Annotated in this window: 18 protein-coding genes and 1 pseudogene; 11 read left to right on the forward strand and 8 right to left on the reverse strand. The window is 52.0% G+C overall.

Annotated elements, in window-relative coordinates:
* Window positions 1-3 precede the first annotated feature (3 nt).
* On the reverse strand, window positions 4-537 hold the full coding sequence (locus DHN43_RS21330; protein ID WP_057461659.1) for a glycine cleavage system protein R: 534 nt from the start codon (window positions 535-537) through the stop codon (window positions 4-6).
* Between the two features lie 436 nt (window positions 538-973).
* Here DHN43_RS21330 and DHN43_RS21335 point away from each other — a divergent pair, with 436 nt between their 5' ends.
* Window positions 974-1,237: a DUF6732 family protein gene (locus DHN43_RS21335; RefSeq protein WP_063286606.1), complete on the forward strand. Its 264-nt coding sequence runs from the start codon at window positions 974-976 to the stop codon at window positions 1,235-1,237.
* Between the two features lie 32 nt (window positions 1,238-1,269).
* A pseudogene (locus DHN43_RS27640) lies at window positions 1,270-1,971 on the forward strand (sirohydrochlorin chelatase); the annotation flags it as partial.
* Between the two features lie 39 nt (window positions 1,972-2,010).
* On the opposite strand, the gene DHN43_RS27645 reads toward DHN43_RS27640, so the two are convergent.
* Window positions 2,011-2,292, reverse strand: a complete 282-nt coding sequence (locus DHN43_RS27645; RefSeq protein WP_373456208.1) for a hypothetical protein — start codon at window positions 2,290-2,292, stop codon at window positions 2,011-2,013.
* Between the two features lie 50 nt (window positions 2,293-2,342).
* On the opposite strand from DHN43_RS27645, the gene DHN43_RS21345 reads away from it, so the two are divergent.
* The 5 genes from DHN43_RS21345 to cobM are packed head-to-tail and all read left to right on the forward strand — an operon-like array spanning window position 2,343 to window position 7,573.
* Window positions 2,343-3,029 (forward strand): precorrin-8X methylmutase, encoded by a 687-nt coding sequence (locus DHN43_RS21345; protein ID WP_108819963.1) that lies wholly within the window; start codon window positions 2,343-2,345, stop codon window positions 3,027-3,029.
* Window positions 3,026-4,252, forward strand: a complete 1,227-nt coding sequence (gene cbiE / locus DHN43_RS21350) for a precorrin-6y C5,15-methyltransferase (decarboxylating) subunit CbiE (protein ID WP_108819964.1) — start codon at window positions 3,026-3,028, stop codon at window positions 4,250-4,252. The genes DHN43_RS21345 and cbiE overlap by 4 nt, the downstream gene beginning before the upstream one ends.
* Window positions 4,249-4,971, forward strand: coding sequence for a precorrin-2 C(20)-methyltransferase (cobI, locus tag DHN43_RS21355; RefSeq protein ID WP_208995544.1), 723 nt, complete (start codon window positions 4,249-4,251; stop codon window positions 4,969-4,971). The genes cbiE and cobI overlap by 4 nt, the downstream gene beginning before the upstream one ends.
* The gene (cobJ, locus tag DHN43_RS21360) at window positions 4,944-6,797 is read left to right on the forward strand and encodes a precorrin-3B C(17)-methyltransferase (RefSeq protein ID WP_108819966.1); all 1,854 of its coding nucleotides are present in this window, start codon (window positions 4,944-4,946) and stop codon (window positions 6,795-6,797) included. The genes cobI and cobJ overlap by 28 nt, the downstream gene beginning before the upstream one ends.
* Entirely contained in the window at window positions 6,794-7,573 is a 780-nt protein-coding gene (gene cobM, locus DHN43_RS21365; protein ID WP_063286612.1) for a precorrin-4 C(11)-methyltransferase, read from the forward strand. The genes cobJ and cobM overlap by 4 nt, the downstream gene beginning before the upstream one ends.
* A gap of 9 nt (window positions 7,574-7,582) precedes the next feature.
* On the opposite strand, the gene DHN43_RS21370 is transcribed toward cobM, so the two are convergent.
* The gene (locus DHN43_RS21370) at window positions 7,583-8,941 is read right to left on the reverse strand and encodes a cobyrinate a,c-diamide synthase (protein ID WP_108819967.1); all 1,359 of its coding nucleotides are present in this window, start codon (window positions 8,939-8,941) and stop codon (window positions 7,583-7,585) included.
* Window positions 8,938-9,777 carry a uroporphyrinogen-III C-methyltransferase gene (gene cobA, locus DHN43_RS21375; RefSeq protein ID WP_108819968.1) on the reverse strand — a complete coding sequence of 280 codons (840 nt, stop codon included), beginning with the start codon at window positions 9,775-9,777 and terminating at the stop codon, window positions 8,938-8,940. Before cobA ends, DHN43_RS21370 begins: the two co-directional genes overlap by 4 nt.
* Window positions 9,778-9,884: 107 nt before the next feature.
* Between cobA and DHN43_RS21380 the strand changes: the two genes are divergently transcribed.
* Both DHN43_RS21380 and DHN43_RS21385 read left to right on the forward strand, forming a co-directional pair.
* On the forward strand, window positions 9,885-11,003 hold the full coding sequence (locus tag DHN43_RS21380; RefSeq protein WP_108819969.1) for a cobalt-precorrin-5B (C(1))-methyltransferase: 1,119 nt from the start codon (window positions 9,885-9,887) through the stop codon (window positions 11,001-11,003).
* On the forward strand, window positions 11,003-11,779 hold the full coding sequence (locus DHN43_RS21385) for a precorrin-6A/cobalt-precorrin-6A reductase (RefSeq protein WP_108819970.1): 777 nt from the start codon (window positions 11,003-11,005) through the stop codon (window positions 11,777-11,779). Before DHN43_RS21380 ends, DHN43_RS21385 begins: the two co-directional genes overlap by 1 nt.
* Here DHN43_RS21385 and DHN43_RS21390 read toward each other — a convergent pair.
* On the reverse strand, window positions 11,769-12,326 hold the full coding sequence (locus DHN43_RS21390) for a cytochrome b (RefSeq protein WP_108819971.1): 558 nt from the start codon (window positions 12,324-12,326) through the stop codon (window positions 11,769-11,771). The genes DHN43_RS21385 and DHN43_RS21390 overlap by 11 nt on opposite strands.
* 137 nt (window positions 12,327-12,463) lie before the next feature.
* Here DHN43_RS21390 and DHN43_RS21395 point away from each other — a divergent pair, with 137 nt between their 5' ends.
* Window positions 12,464-13,291, forward strand: coding sequence for a RibD family protein (locus DHN43_RS21395; protein WP_108819972.1), 828 nt, complete (start codon window positions 12,464-12,466; stop codon window positions 13,289-13,291).
* Between the two features lie 84 nt (window positions 13,292-13,375).
* Complete coding sequence (locus DHN43_RS21400) at window positions 13,376-13,945, forward strand: NUDIX domain-containing protein (RefSeq protein ID WP_108819973.1); 570 nt, start codon at window positions 13,376-13,378, stop codon at window positions 13,943-13,945.
* Window positions 13,946-13,978: 33 nt separating this feature from the next.
* Here the strand turns inward: DHN43_RS21400 and DHN43_RS21405 are convergent, their stop codons facing one another.
* From DHN43_RS21405 to DHN43_RS21415, 3 genes are read right to left on the reverse strand one after another with little or no spacing between them, the layout of a single operon-like run.
* Complete coding sequence (locus tag DHN43_RS21405; protein ID WP_063294148.1) at window positions 13,979-14,800, reverse strand: hypothetical protein; 822 nt, start codon at window positions 14,798-14,800, stop codon at window positions 13,979-13,981.
* Window positions 14,797-15,906 carry a glycosyltransferase family 4 protein gene (locus DHN43_RS21410; RefSeq protein WP_108819974.1) on the reverse strand — a complete coding sequence of 370 codons (1,110 nt, stop codon included), beginning with the start codon at window positions 15,904-15,906 and terminating at the stop codon, window positions 14,797-14,799. The genes DHN43_RS21405 and DHN43_RS21410 overlap by 4 nt, the downstream gene beginning before the upstream one ends.
* Entirely contained in the window at window positions 15,899-16,318 is a 420-nt protein-coding gene (locus DHN43_RS21415; protein ID WP_057461690.1) for a 6-pyruvoyl trahydropterin synthase family protein, read from the reverse strand. The genes DHN43_RS21410 and DHN43_RS21415 overlap by 8 nt, the downstream gene beginning before the upstream one ends.
* Between the last annotated feature and the right edge of the window lie 13 nt (window positions 16,319-16,331).

Raw genomic sequence — 16,331 nt, forward strand, 5'->3', positions numbered from 1 at the left:
AGATCAGTCCTCTTCTACTGCTGCTTCATTGAGTTCAACGTCAATCATCAGATCAGCCGCAATACCTTCCAATGCTTCAGAGACTTCTGCCGGCGACAGATGTGGCGGAATAATAATGCGAGCATTTGCGCGGAACATAAGATCACCACTCATGGAACCCGGTTCAACCAGTGACTCCAGAGTCTCAATGCTCACATGAAGATCTGCCAGCACGCTGGAGACACGGCTGATCATGCCGGGTTGATCTTGTCCCAGAATATGAAGAAGCGCATGAGCACCTGCTGGCGCATCACCCGTGTTGTGAACGTGAATGCCAATGGTAAGCCCCACAGACTCAAGCTTGGTCAGAGCGGCTGAAAGATCTGCTGCCTGTGCCTTTTCAACATGTACACGAACAATCCCCGCAAACTGGCCTCCCAGACGCGAGAGGGAACTGTCGATCCAGTTCGCTTTGTGATCAGCAACCACCTTGGAGATTTCACCAACCAGACCTGGGCGGTCATCAGCAACGACGGTGAGGACAAGCTCTTTTTTCATAACGCATTCTCCACAAAAGCGACCCCTGTGATAGGCTAGGGCCTTGCCTATAATAGCAATGCCAGATGCAGGTGTAAGTCAAACACTTCGATCAAGTTACCCGTATTTTTGCACCTAAGAAAACCTCTGGTATCGACCAATTGCGCAAATTATCATCTTGCTATCTCCAGGGTCGCCAACTAGCTTGCTCCTCGTAAAACTATGGACGGCGTCCCGTGACGGACTGAAATGGATTTCGGGGGCGGTCGACCCACATCGGGGGCCAGAATCGAAGCTGTCTGACGAAATAATGTGTGAAGCTGCGGACTTATAGTGCGCGGTCGATGTTCTATTTCGTTGGTCCATCTATTGTCTTTGCGACGTCTCCTTAAATGACAGCGATAAACCCCTGTTGCCAGTGGCAATGGAAGGCACCGCTGCATGTTGGAGATAGAACATGTCTTATTTTTTGAAGCCCGCGCTCCTCGCAGGAGTGATGGGGCTTTCCTCGTCTGCTGCCTTTGCACATGCGGGACATTTGGGTGAGCTTGCTGGCCACAGCCATTGGATTGGCGTAGCCGCAGTCACCGGCGCTGCAATCATCGCTGGTCTGGCTGCCAAAGCAAAAAAACGATCCTCTTCCTCTGAGGAGAACTCGCCGGAAAATGCTGAGAGCGATGGTGCTCTCTCCCCAGATGGTACAGAAGCAGAGCCAGCATAATGACAATAAAAACAGAAGAAAAACTCGGCGTCATGATCTGCGGACATGGCAGTCGAAACAAAGGTGCAGTTGCCGAATTTGCTCGCCTTGCAAAAGGTATGCGTGAAAGATTTCCGGATCTTCCAGTGGACTATGGATACCTCGAGTTCGCAAATCCAGTGATCCATTCAGGTCTGGACAATCTGCGCGAGCAGGGGTGTACGCGCATTCTTGCAGTTCCAGGCATGCTGTTTGCAGCTGGTCACGCAAAAAATGATATTCCGTCTGTGCTCAACACCTATCAGGCCAAACATCCTGAAGTGTCCATCGAATATGGCCGCGAACTGGCCGTCGATACACGCATGGTACAGGCTGCAGGCGCACGCATTCAGGAAGCCATCGATGCAGCTGGTCCTGAGGTGAAGCCGGAAGAAACCCTGCTTATGGTGGTTGGCCGTGGTGCTTCAGATCCGGATGCAAACTCCAACGTTGCCAAAATCACCCGCATGTTGTGGGAAGGTTTCGGCTTTGGTTGGGCAGAAACCTGTTATTCTGGCGTAACCTTCCCGCTCGTTGAGCCGGGGTTGGAGCACGCTGTTAAGCTTGGTTACAAGCGTATCGTTGTGTTCCCATATTTCCTGTTCACTGGCGTTCTTGTACAGCGTATTTACAACTTCACCGATGAAGTTGCCGCACGCCACCCGGATGTTGAGTTTATCAAAGCTGGCTATCTGAACGATCACCCGAAGGTCATCGACACGATGCAAGAGCGTGTGACGGAGATTGTTCAGGGTTCAAACAACATGAACTGCCAGCTTTGTAAGTACAGAGAACAGGTTCTTGGGTTTGAGGCTGAGATCGGTTTGCCACAGGAGAGCCACCACCATCACGTGGAAGGCTTGGGTGATGAAGCTGAATGCAAGCTGTGTGATGTGACGTGTACTGGAGAGTGTGACAGCAAGGGCGCGGATGCTCACGATCATGCGCATAGTCACTCCCATGACCACAGCCACGGACACCACCATCATCACGGTGATGACCACGGACATGATCACCATCATCATCCGTATCCTCATGCAGATCACCCGCTTGGGCCAAAATCCATGTTGAAGGATGATGCCTGAGAATGGGCCAGAACGTGAATCCAGAAGTTCTGGCACCCTACGATTACATTAAGGATCCTGCCGAAATCTATCGGCAGTCCTTTTCAATCGTACGGACAGAGGCTGACTTAAAGTGCCTGCCAGATAACTTGAGGCCTGTTGCAGTCCGCCTGATCCATTCCTGTGGGATGACTGACATTCCGCAGGATTTGTCATATTCTGAGGATGTAGTTGCCAAAGCAAATGAGGCTCTGCGAAACGGCGCCCCGGTACTGACCGATGTCGAGATGGTTGCACATGGTATTATCCGCAAATACCTGCCAGCAGACAATCAAGTCATCTGCACTTTGAACCAGCCAGACGTGCCCGAGCTTGCAAAACAGCTCGGCACAACAAGGTCGGCTGCGGCTGTTGAGCATTGGAGACCGCATCTGGAAGGTGCTGTTATCGCCATTGGCAATGCACCAACGGCGCTGTTTCATCTTCTTGAGATAGTGGCAAATGGTGCACCAAAGCCAGCAGCTATTCTCGGCTTTCCCGTTGGGTTCGTGGGAGCCGCAGAATCCAAGCAAGCACTGGCGACAAGTTCACTCGGCATGCCGTTTCTAACACTTCAGAGGCGCAGAGGTGGCTCTGCAATTGCAGCTGCAGCAGTCAATGCAATGGCAGCAGGCTTGCCTGAAGAAAAGGTGCAGGAGACATCAAAATGAGCAGTCAAACAGCACCTTGGCTCACAATCATCGGCATTGGTGAGGATGGCTTTAACGGCCTGTCTGAAACAGCCAAATCAGCGCTGAAAGCTGCCTCTCTCATCTATGGTGGAGCACGGCATCTGGAATTTTTGCAAGATGGTGCAAGCAACATCAGTTGTGAGATGAAAGCATGGCCGTCTCCACTTTCAAAAGGCATTGAAGAACTTGCGGTAAACCGTGGTCAAAACACAGTGGTGTTGGCGACGGGGGATCCGCAATGGTTTGGTGTCGGAGCAACACTTCATCGTCAGTTCTGTGCTGAAGAGATCGAGGTCATCCCGCATCTCTCAGCATTCGCTTTGGCTACAAGCCGCTTAGGCTGGCCTCTGCAAAATGTCGAAACCCTCAGCTTGCATGGCCGCCCTCTGGATACCCTGCGCGGTTTCCTCTATCCCGGCGCCCGCATCATCGCACTCACGTCTAATGGTGCAGCCCCAGGTGAGATTGCAGATCTACTCGCTGATGAAGGGTATGGCGCGAGTACCCTGACGATACTTGAGCATCTCGGTGGCCCGCAGGAAAAAGTAATAAGCCGCGAGGCTGAAGAGTATTCTGATCAAGCTGCCGAGCTGAACACGATTGCGATTGAAGCCAAACCAATCCCAAACACGCCTGTCTTGTCACGCACGCCCGGTCTGCCGGATTCTGCGTTCCGTCATGATGGAAAAATGACCAAACAGGAAGTACGGGCTGTAACGCTTGCCAAACTTGCACCTATTCCGGGACAGCTCCTGTGGGACATTGGCGCTGGCAGTGGATCCATCGGTATCGAATGGCTGCGGGCTGCAAAGGATACCAAGGCTCTTGCCATTGAGCCGTTGGAAAAACGGCATGTGTTCATTCGTGGAAATGCAGCAGCCCTAGGGACACCTATGCTTCAGCTGATTGAAGGCAAAGCCCCCGAGGCACTTGATAATTTGCCGCAGCCAAATGCGATTTTTGTCGGAGGTGGCCTCACATCAGCGGGTATACTCAAAACATGCTTTGAAGCGCTGCCATCAGGAGGTCGCTTGGTAGCCAATGCTGTTACTCTGGAAGGAGAGCAAGTGCTGGCAGAGGGCTGGAAGAAGTACGGTGGAGATCTAAGCCGTATAGCAATCTCAAGAGCCGATCCCATTGGCGGTCTCACGGGTTGGCGTCCATTGATGCCGGTAACACAATGGAGCTTGGTAAAGTCATGACTGGTACGCTCTATGGCGTTGGTCTTGGACCAGGAGATCCTGAGCTTTTGACGCTAAAAGCTCACCGGCTCATTTGTTCTGCAAAAACAATCGCATACCCAGCGGCAGTTGGAGTGTCCAGTTTCGCTCGGCAAATTGCAGCACCGTATATTCAAGAGGGAACAACAGAAGTCCCGATTGAAATGCCGATGAAGGTCGAACGTTTTCCCGCAAAGGAAATCTACGATCAGGCGGCAGAGACGATCTCGGAGAAATTGAAAGCGGGAGAAGATGTTGTCGTTCTGTGTGAGGGCGATCCATTTCTCTATGGCTCGTTCATGTACCTCTACGAACGTCTGCGCGGTAACTTTGCCTGCGAAATCGTGCCGGGCGTATCATCAGTCAATGCCTGCGCTGCTGCGCTCGGCAGGCCCCTCGCTGCGCGTAATGAAGTGCTGACAATCATTCCCGGTCCACTGGAAGATGAGCAACTTCAACACAGCATTGGGCAGTCCGACGCTTTCGTCATCTTGAAGGTCGGGCGCCATCTACCGCGCGTCAAGGCTCTGCTTGAAAAACTGGGATTACTTGGTGCAGCAGGATACGTCGAACGGGCGACCCTGCCGGAAATGGTGGTGGCCCGTCTGGTTGACTATCCAAATGAAACTGCACCGTATTTTTCAATGATAATTGTATATAAGGGAGAAGAGGCATGGACGTTGCACCCGCAATCGTTGTGATCAGCCCGGTCGCTCTGAAAACCGCTCAGAAGCTCTCCACTGTACTGGATGAAAGCCTCATTCACGGCTTTGCAAGAAACGGTTCAAAGCCGAATGTAGATTATCATCTCTCCTTCTCTGAACCGATGGATCATCTGCGGTCCTTGTTTCAGTCAGGTACACCAATCATCGGTATTTGTGCTGCAGGAATTCTCATCCGCGCGCTCGCACCTGTCTTGGCAGAAAAGCGAAACGAACCACCTGTCATTGCAGTGTCAGAAGATGGTTCAAGCGTTGTTCCGCTGCTTGGCGGCCATCGCGGTGCCAATGCCTTAGCCCATGAAATTGCAGAGGTCCTGCACGGTCATGCCGCGATCACGACCGCAGGCGACACTGTCTTTGGTGTTGCGCTTGATGATCCACCAGAAGGCTGGACGCTCGCCAATCCATCAGACGCCAAGTCTGTTATGGCGCATATGCTGGCAGGCGATGCTGTAAAACTCTCCGGTCAGGCAGATTGGTTGGAGGCGGCGACTCTTCCTGTTGCGGATGATGCTGAACTGGAAATTGTTGCAACCGAGCAACCCCATGATGGACACAACGGAAAGCTCGTGTTCCACCCTCAAACTCACGTGGTTGGTCTTGGCTGTTCCCGAGGGTGTTCTCTTGAGGAGCTGGATGAGCTCCTTCAAAAAGGCTTGAAACAGGCAAACATCTCAATGGGAGCCGTAGCAGCTTTCGCGAGTATCGACCTGAAGGCCGATGAAGTGGCAATGAACAAGCTCGCTGCCCGCTACAACAAGCCTTTCCGCCTGTTCACGGCTAGTGAGCTCAACGAACACAAAGATCGTCTGCAAAATCCGTCTGATGTCGTCTTTGCTGAGGTTGGATGCCATGGCGTGAGTGAAGGCTCTGCCTTGGCAGGCGTCGGCACATCCGGTGAACTGGTGCTGGAAAAGCAGAAAACTGCAAACGCCACAGTTGCTATTGCCAGAGCGTTGGTCCCTGTGAAACACGAGAAACTTGGTAGAGCAAGAGGCCGCCTTCACGTCATCGGCATTGGGCCGGGGCAAGAAGCATGGCGTACGCCAGAAGCCTCCAGCTGGTTGGCAGAGGCAGATGAAGTCGTCGGCTACGGCCTCTATCTCGACCTCGTCTCATCCCTGATCAGAGGCAAGCAACGCCATGCGTTCCCACTGGGAGCAGAAGAAGAGCGCGTCCGCTTCGCACTCGAAAGAGCTGGGCAGGGCCACAACGTTGCGCTGGTCTGTTCAGGAGACTCTGGCGTGTATGCCATGGGAGCCCTGGTCTTCGAACTACTAGACCGCGCACAGGATAACGGCGGCGTTAGCGATGCCGCTCGCCGCGTTGAAGTTGCATCTGCACCGGGCATCTCCGCAATGATCGCTCTCAGCAACCGCATCGGAGCGCCGCTGGGACATGACTTCTGCGCCATTTCTCTGTCAGACCTTCTCACCCCATGGGAAACAATTCAGCAGCGCCTGGAAGGTGCAGCAATCGGTGACTTCGTGATTGGGTTCTATAATCCAGTCTCCAAGCGTCGCCGCACGCAATTGGCTTGGGCACGGGAGAAGTTGCTGCAACATCGTCCTGAAAATACGCCAGTTATTCTCGGTGCGAACATCGGACGAGAGAATGAGGTCATCACCACAACAACGCTGAAGGATCTACAAGTCGATGATGTCGACATGCTGACTACGGTTATTGTGGGATGTAGTCAAACCCGCTTGGGAGGCAACGGCCAATCCCTGCATTTTGTCTACACGCCACGGGGTTATGCCAAAAAGATCGATGCACCAGAGAAAGAAACGGAGACAGCAGTGTGACGGTTCATTTCATTGGAGCAGGGCCGGGTGATCCCGAACTGATTACGGTACGTGGGCTAAAGCTCATCGAAAAATGCAAAGTCTGTCTCTACGCAGGCTCATTGGTACCGCCTGCTATTGTCGAGGCCGCACCAGAAGATGCATTGGTCATGGATACAGCTTCCATGACCCTTGATGAAATCATCGACGAAATTGCAAAGGCTCACGAAAAAGATCTGGATGTGGCACGGGTCCACTCCGGCGATCCATCCATTTATGGTGCCACTGCGGAACAGATGCGCAGATTGGATGATCTGGGCATTGAGTACGATGTAACTCCGGGTGTACCCGCATTCGCCGCGGCGGCTGCAGCCTTGAAAACCGAGTTGACGATCCCTGAAATCGCACAAAGCATCATCGTCACCAGAACCTCGATGAAGTCCTCAGGCATGCCTGAAGGTGAGGATCTGCAAACGCTTGGCCGCTCTGGTGCTACATTGGCAATCCATCTCAGTGTCAGAAATCTTGGAGAGATCTACCGGAAACTGGCTCCGCTCTATGGTGAAGACTGTCCGGTGATCATCGCCTACCGCGTTGGCTGGCCGGATGAAGCATTCATTCATGGCACATTGGCGGACATTCGTGAAAAAGCAAAAGCTTCGAAGATCACAAGAACGGCTCTCATCTTCGTTGGGCCAGCCTTGAAGGCAGGGAAAGAGTTTCGAGACAGTGCGCTCTATGATGCCAACCACGTTCACGTTCTTCGTCCAAAGAAGAAGACAAAGGTGACTGCGTAACTGCTGGAATTAGGAAGAAGCGGACCACCATTCTTCGCTTCTTCCTGCCACCACATGCGCGAAAGACCCCATGACACGCCCATTGATGTGGCCCAGAGGGTCCAGATCGTGATGCTCCGCATCCTGAGCATCAAAAAGCGGCGGTGCTTCTGATTTGATCGTCAGCGTTGAATAGTGGAACTCATGCGCACCCAACGGGTTCATCCAAGGAAAGCCAGCAGACCTTGCGGCCTCTGTCGCCTTCAGCTTCCGATAGCCTAAATGCAGCTTTCTCTTCGCAAAGCTGGTTTCAATCGGCAGCAGACCAAGCATCTCGTGGGACTGCCCACTTTTATCTGTCAGCGCTTCACCAAGTACCATGTAGCCGCCACACTCACCATAAATGAGCTTGTCTGCAGCTGCAGCAGATTTTATTCCGCGCTTAAAGATGTCTGCTTGAGATAACTGTTCTGCATGAAGTTCCGGATATCCGCCACTCAGGAAGATTGCGTCAGCATTTTCTGATGGGCCTTCGTTTGCCAACGGAGAGAAGAAGGAAAGTGTAACGCCTTGCCTCTGCCAATCACTGAGCAGATGCTCGTAACTGAAAGCAAAGGCAATATCCTTAGCAATCGCGATATATTGCCCAAGCGGAGGTAAATGAGAAATGCCTGTCAGCTCTTTGTTTTCCCGGGCAGGAATAGCAAGCACTTTCGCAAGGCGCATCAAGGCTGGCACATCCACACTTTCAGCAGCCACCTCACCAGCTGCATTTAGGAACTCTTCCAAATCCTCACGCTCACTGGCTTGCACAAGCCCTAAATGGCGCTCAGGCAACTCCAATCTCTTTGAGCGATAAAACGCGCCTAAGACAATGACATCCAAAGGCTCTAGCGCACGCCGCAAAATGCGCTCATGACGCGGAGACCCGACCCGGTTGAGAATGACGCCATTGATGTGGCAATGAGGATGGTATGTGAGAAACCCATGGACAAGGGCAGCAACCGATTGCGCCTGAGACTTGCAATCCACCACCAGAATAACCGGCAGACCCAGATGAACCGCTAATTCTGCAACAGAGCCAGAGCCATCAGCTGCACCGTCAAAGAGACCCATAGCTCCTTCAACAACCACAACGTCAGTGTGTTTTTCCTGCTCCGTGGCGTTGAGTGAAAGTTGCGCCAATGACATCGCCCAGGCGTCATAGTTCAGGCATGGCCGCCCGGAAGCCGCACTATGAAAAGCAGGGTCGATATAATCTGGTCCCGATTTGCCCGAGGCAATACGAAGCCCGGTATCACGAAGAGCACGCAGCAGCGCCAATGTAATCGTTGTTTTGCCAGACCCGGAAGACGGCGCTGCAATAACGAAACCCTTCGCAATGGTCATAGGGCAGGCTCTTCTTTCAATTGAGAGGTTTGCGAGGTACGCGCAAGAGCTGGCTCAATCCAGTTCAGTTGCTCACGCAAATTCACCACATCACCAACGACAACAATCGCAGGTGGCTTAAGGCCACTACTTTCAATATCCTCAGCGCAAGAAGCAAGCGTTGTTTCCAGCACTTGTTGGTTCTGCTGTGTGGCATTGCAGATGACAGCAACAGGTTCAGCTGCACGTCGGCCACCACTCATAAGCTTCTGGGTAATGAGTGAAATATGCTTCATTGCCATATACATCACGATCACGGGTGATCCTTTGGCAAGAGCATCCCAGTCAAGCTCATCAGGCGCAACCCCATTCTGGTCATGACCTGTGAGGAACGTAACTGCTTGATTAATCCCTCGGTGAGTAGATGGAATTCCAGCATATGCCAGCCCGCCAACGCCAGCTGTGATACCTGGAATGATACGGAAGGGAACGCCAGCATCCACCAGTGCAAGAGCTTCCTCCCCACCGCGGCCAAATACAAACGGATCTCCACCTTTGAGGCGCATGACACGCTTGCCGGATTTTGCAAGCTCCACCAGCTTGATCGAAATACTGGACTGCTTGGGGGAAGGTTTGCCACCGCGCTTGCCAGCATAAATGATTTCAGCACCTTCAGCCGCAAATTGAAGAATGCGTTCATCCACCAATGCGTCATAGACAATGAGATCTGCTTGCCGCAAGCCATTCAAGGCATGCAGGCTCAGCAGACCGGGGTCTCCGGGGCCGGCACCAGCAAGCCAAACCCATCCAGCTTCAAGCACCGGAAATTCAAAGTGGGGGAGGGAGATATCAAACAAGTGGTTCTCATGATTTATGTGGTTTTGCGTAGCAATTTAATTGGAAACCAATTGGAAGTCCAAAGCCTTCTGCTTGGTATATCCCGCTAAATCTGTATAGTCGCCGGATGGCTGAAACTGGGCAAAAAAAACTGAGAACAGGCTGGACAACAGGCGCCTGTGCAACCGCTGCGGCAAAGGCAGCGTATACAGCTTTGTTGTCTGGAGATTTTCGGGATCCGATCAGCATCACCTTGCCTCGTGGTGATACGCCATCCTTCTCACTCGCCTTCGAAAAGCTGACTGAAAATTCTGCATCAGCTGCCATCATCAAGGATGCTGGTGATGACCCTGATGTAACCCACGGAGCGCTCATTCAGGCCAGAGTGACCTTCAACACAAAGGTTACCGGAATTCGCTTTCTCGCTGGTCCTGGCGTTGGAACGGTCACAAAACCCGGGCTGCCGATCCCAGTTGGTGAGCCTGCCATTAATCCTGTGCCTCGCCAAATGATGACCCGTGAGTTGCAACAAGTGGCAGATGAGTACGGCGTAACTCTTGCTGTAGATGTTGAGATATCCATCCAAAACGGCGAAGAGCTGGCTCAAAAGACCATGAACTCGCGGCTTGGTATTATCGGCGGCCTCTCTGTACTCGGCACAACGGGTATTGTCCGGCCATTTTCGTGTGCTGCCTGGATAGCATCCATTCATCGTGGTGTAGACGTTGCGCGTGCCACTGGCTTGGCCCACGTTGCAGCTGCAACAGGAGCAACCTCAGAAGATGTGTTGCGTGCCCACTATCCTGATTTATCCGAACAGGCTTATCTTGATATGGGAGACTTTGCGGGTGGCCTGCTCAAGTATCTGCGTGCGCATCCTGTTCGGAAACTAACCATCTCCGGCGGAGTTGCCAAACTGACGAAGCTTGCACAAGGGGCTATGGACCTGCATTCGGCTCGCTCAGCAGTCGATTTTGATGCACTGGCAGATGTGCTGCGTCATGCCGGAGCTTCGAAAGAGCTCCTCGCGGAAACAAGAGAGGCAAATCTAGTCTCTTATGTTGCTCAAAGAGCTGCTGCCGAAAATATTCATATGGGAGAGGTCGTTGCGCAGGGAGCACAACGTGCGGCCTTAAGCATTCTTCGTGGAGCTGCTGTAAGCGTTGAGATTATCGTGGTGGATCGGCGAGGTCAGGTATTGGGTCATGTCCCGGCTGAAGAGTCTGCAAAACTGGAGCAGTTTTGATGCCAGAGAAGCCCAAAATCCTTGTGCTCGCAGGTACACGAGAAGCTAGAAAGCTGATTGCTGCACTGGCTGTGAATGGCGAGCAAAATGTCATTGCTTCACTCGCTGGAGTTACCAAAAACTCAATAGACCTTGCGGTGACAACACGTATCGGAGGCTTTGGTGGTGTCGATGGCCTCTCGAACTATCTGCAAACTCAGGATATTGCTGCCGTTATCGACGCAACCCACCCGTATGCTGCTCAAATATCCTGCAATGCGGCCAAAGCAACAAGGCACCTCGCGATTCCGTTGCTCCGGTTTGAACGAGCTGCTTGGGAGCAAGCCAATGATGATATTTGGTATTCTGCAGATAACGTAGAAGCGGCACTAAAGCTGATTCCACCCAGCGCAAAGGTCTTTTTTGCTGCCAGTGCCAAGATTGCTGCACCGCTGAAACAACGCCCGGATCTTACATTTGTAATCCGTACCTTAAATCGCCCGAGTGGGAGTGAAGTGCTTCAAAACGCGGAGTACATTGAAGGATTGCCAAATGAGAGCTGGTCCGAAGAATCCGAGCTTTTCAAGGTGCTGCAAGTAGACTGGCTCATCAGCAAAAACAGTGGCGGATCAGCATCCTACGGCAAAATCAGAGCTGCTCGTGAGCTACAGATGCCTGTTGCGATGCTTAAGCGCCCAAAGCCATCCGGCGGCATTTTATGCGCGTCGATTGATGAGGTCTTGAAGACCTTAAAGGCTTGCGTGAAAAATACGCAACACTGCCAAACTAATCTTTAGGTTTCTGATAGGGCGCCGTTGTCATCCGCTCGATAATCCCATCTTTAGCGATGAGCCAGTGATAGAGCGCGCCTAAAATGTGCAGCGTGATCAGCCATGCAAACACAACACCAACAGTTGCATGGAAATCCAGAATGCTTTCTGAAACTGGACGATTTTGCGAAACGATACTCGGCAGATCAAACAAGCCAAAAAATGGCATTGGTGCTCCATAAAGAGAGAGCCCAACCCAGCCTAATATCGGATTTACGATCAGCACGAGATAGAGCAACCCATGTACTGAACGTGAGACGATCCGCAGAGCTGGTGAAAGAGAGGCTGGCGGCGGTGGAGCAGGCGTAATCCAATGCTGAAGAAGGCGCAAAACCACGAGCAGGAAGAGCAGGATACCGATGCTCTTGTGATAGAAGTAGAGCGTATTCTGAAGGGCTCCAGGCCCCAGATCTGTCATCACCAGTCCCATCGGAACCATGATTAAGACCAGAATGGCGACGATCCAGTGATACGTCTTCGCCATGGCTGAATATCCGGCAACTTGATAGGCCATGCTCTATTCTCCTGATAACCCCAGAGGTTCCTGAAGAGCCCCTGCAATCTCCTGATCGACAGATTAATCAAGGTTCGTTACCACTAGGCTAACCTTAGGTGAGGTGAGCTGTGAACTCGGTAAAACAAGGGGGCTTGATGGACAGGGGCCACACAACACCAATACATCAACAAGATCATCCGAATAATTCTCAGTTGACCTGCGAAAAGCCGCTAGAACAATCTTCAGGGTTTTTGTCTCCTGATGAATGGCAGGAGGTCTTAGCAGCATCAGTGGAGAGGCGTGCGCCAAACCTGCAAGGTTATGGCAGTGTGTTTGCACCTCTTTGCATGGCGCAAAAGCAGTTTGTTATTGGTCAGCTTGGACAGTCAGTTGATGGCCGCATTGCAACGGTCACCGGAGACTCCAATTATGTGAGTTGTTCTGAAGCATTGATCCATCTTCACCGGCTCCGGGCACTTTGTGATGCTGTCGTGGTGGGAGTGGGAACAGCGGTTGCGGACAACCCTCAACTCACTGTCAGGCATGTCAGCGGACGGCACCCCGCACGTATTGTCATTGACCCTTATGGCCGTATGCCGCGCGACAGTACACTCCTGCAGGATACAAATGCCCGCCGCATTGTGATTACGCGAACAGATGCCCATGCGCGTTATCCTGATGGAGTGGAATGCTTTCAGCTACAGCCAAATGCAAAAGGCCGTCTGTCCTGTGCTGAAATCCGGCATGTACTGCGAGAGTTTCGATGCATCCTCGTTGAAGGTGGTGCTTGGACATTGTCTCGCTTTATCGAGCTAAAAATGATCGATCGTCTTCACCTGATGATCGCCCCGCTCATCATCGGATCAGGACCAAGAGGTCTTCAGTTGCCTGCAATTGATTATCTCGCACAGGCTATCCGCCCCGATGTCACTTGGCATCCTTTGGGTGTTGATATGCTGGCAGATCTGAGCCTGAACAATTAACTTTTCCAAAGGGTTGAAAAGCATTTCCTTTCGCCGGCAAGTGCCCGTATAAATTTGCGTGAATTCCCGAATAAGGACACACGCATGCCAGAGCTCATAAGACGCACGACCCTTTGGGAAGCTAAAGGGCGGATTGAGGAAGTTGAAGTGCGTGTTGTTCACGAAGATGGACGCGAGCACATTACGACAGATCCGGTATGGGTCTACGGCGATTCAATTGCTGTGCTGGCTTATGACCCTCAAGCGAAAACAGTCCTGATCGTTAAGCAACTCCGAGTCGCGCCCTACATTATGGAGGAAGAGATTATCCTAGAGGCATGCGCTGGCGGAATCGAGATCAGCGATCTGTCCATAGAAGAAGCATGTGTACGCGAAGCTCAGGAAGAGCTTGGGTGCCTGCTCACCAATCTCACTAAGGTCGCGAATGTCTTCATCAACCCCGCACGTCTTGCTGAGCGGGCGCATTTTTTCCTCGCCGAGTACACATCTGGCGACCTGAATATTGAAGGGCGCGATCTGGACGAAGACGAAGATATTGAAGTTGTCGAGCTATCATTCCATGAACTGCGAAGCCTTTACGAGAAACAGGAAATCCGCTGCCCACGCCTTTTCATGCTCACACAGGCGTTGATCTTAAAGAACATAGGCCTCTAATTTTGAGCGCTGGAAGCAAAGGTCTTCATAGCTTCATTGAGGCGGAAGGCCAACAATATCAACATGCCCGACCTGCAGTTGTGATTTGCCTTTGCCAAGTGCCGCTAAACGAAATTCCAGCCAATCATCCACGATTGTATCTGATACCCCAACTTCGCGTGCCGCTTGGGCCCACCCCTTAATCAGCTCCAGCTGCAAAGCATCGTCTTCAGGTGCACATACCCAGTCAGAGCGTCCGGTAAAGCAGGTATACCCCGCCTTAAGTAATCGCTCACGAGCATGAAACCCACCAAGCGGCCCTAACGCAGACCCAAATCCTTTATCTGTGGCTTGGTGCTGATTGAATGCGCGCTGAATAAGCCGGTCTGTTGGGTGGTGTGGTTTGCTCAGTAGGATACCGTTGTACGAAAGCCCTGCAAGAAACGGGAGTTTCAGCTGACGCATACGGGCAACAAAGCTATCCAGCCAATTTGCACTTACAAGATCCAGAAAGGCCGAGGTAACAACCCCATGATGCCCTTCCAGAATATCCAGTGACCCGGCATCAGTCAGTTCGCAAACATCTGTTTTCGTTCTCGTATGAGGCAAGGGAGGAGAGATGCGTTTTGCAACTTTGAGAAGTTCAGGGTCGTTGTCGATCAGCAACCACACCTGCTCCCTGTTTGACTCAATGTGTTCTGCCAGATCCTGCAGAAAGGAACCGGTTCCAGCGCCCACATCTATGAGCCGGAGTGGGCCACCCTTGGGGGCATGCTCGACCAACCAGCTACAAAATTTTTTCATGACGTCTTTGTTGCGCGCTCGCCGGTCTGCTTTACGACGTAATGAGAGCCATTCAGAGGAAAATCCACTCACCTGTGAGCCTCCAGTGTGCAAGCAAAGGCCTTTGCGCTGTCATTCCAATCTGGCAATGCACGAGCAGCAGCAAGGGCCCCAGTTGAAAGTTGAGAGCGTAACTCTTTGTTTTGAAGAAGTGTTTCGATGGCCTTGCCCAAAGCTAGAGGATCGCCCGCACCAACATGAAAGCCAGCTGTAGGCGGAACCGTCGATGCGACAGCGCCTTCGCCACTTGCAATAATCGGGAGCCCAAAACTCATAGCCTCCGCAAAAACCATCCCGTATCCCTCATAGTATGTTGGGAGCACAAAGAGGTCGGCTGATTGATAGAAACCCGTTAGTTCAGCTTTGGGAATACCTCCATGAACGCGAATACGCTCAGTGAGGTCATGCTTTTTGATCTGAGATCGCACTTGGCTCGCATATTCTGGATCAAACCGCGTTTCTCCAATGAGATCCAGATGCCAGTCCATATGCTTCAGTTGCCCCAGCGCTTCAACTAAATGCAATTGTCCTTTTCGCGGTACCAACGACCCAACACAAAGCAACTTTGGGGTTGCCAGAGCTTCGTTCGAGGTTGCAACGCTCTCCGAGACAGTCGGCCGATCAATACCGGGCAGAACAATACTGATCTTTTCCGCTGGAACGCCCATTTGAGAGACAAGCGTCTTCTGTGTCGAAGGACTGGTCACAATCACATGCTTTGCAAACGTGAGAGCTTTCGTCTCAGCCGCGCGGAGCACCTTTGCCAGCTTAGGGTCAATCCCACTTTCCAGAAACAGTGGGTGATGAACCAGCGCAATGAGATTGGAACGCTCAGCGATACTCTGCGCCAAATCAGATGAAGCCCCAAGCACCAAACCATCCACGATGATCAAAGCTGAGGGCTCTATCTCTTCAATGACTTCAAACGCCAACTTTTTGTCGGCATCAGATGGGACCGGGTAGGTGCCTTCAAGGCTAATGAGTGAGACATTCCAGCCGTGTTTCTGCAGCCCCCGAATGATCTCACGATCATATCGATAACCACCTGTAGGCGTGTTCAGATCACCCGGAAAGACAAAATAGCAAGATCTGGCAGGTGCTTCTGCTGTCTGGCCTAAAGAAGGATGTAAGTTACTCATGAGCCTCGGATGCAGTCAACGGCGCCTCATAAGACGCACGCGCATTAGGGTTCTCGGAAATTGAAACGCGCACCTTGCTAAGTTCGCTCGGTTCGCGGCCCAGTTTATGTAGATAAGCAGCATCGCACACGCGCTGGTAAATGTAGCTACAGAGAAAATCGACCGTGGTGTTCCGCCCCTTGAACTGAGGAAGGTCATCAAGATTCTTGTAGTTGAACGGATGCAGAATTTCTGCCAGCACATCAAGTGCATTGCCAATGTCTATGACAATCCCGTTCTCATCCAGTTCCTCTGCAAATATAGCGACGTGGACGTGTGCAGTAAGGCCATGAAGCTGAGAGGCAGGACCAAACACCTCTCCTTTCAGGCTGTGCGCGATCATAATGTGATTGCTGATTTCGACTGAATACATCTCAAAATCCTCA

Origin of the sequence: Pseudovibrio sp. Alg231-02 (assembly GCF_900143565.1) — a bacterium.
Classification (GTDB): Bacteria; Pseudomonadota; Alphaproteobacteria; order Rhizobiales; family Stappiaceae; genus Pseudovibrio.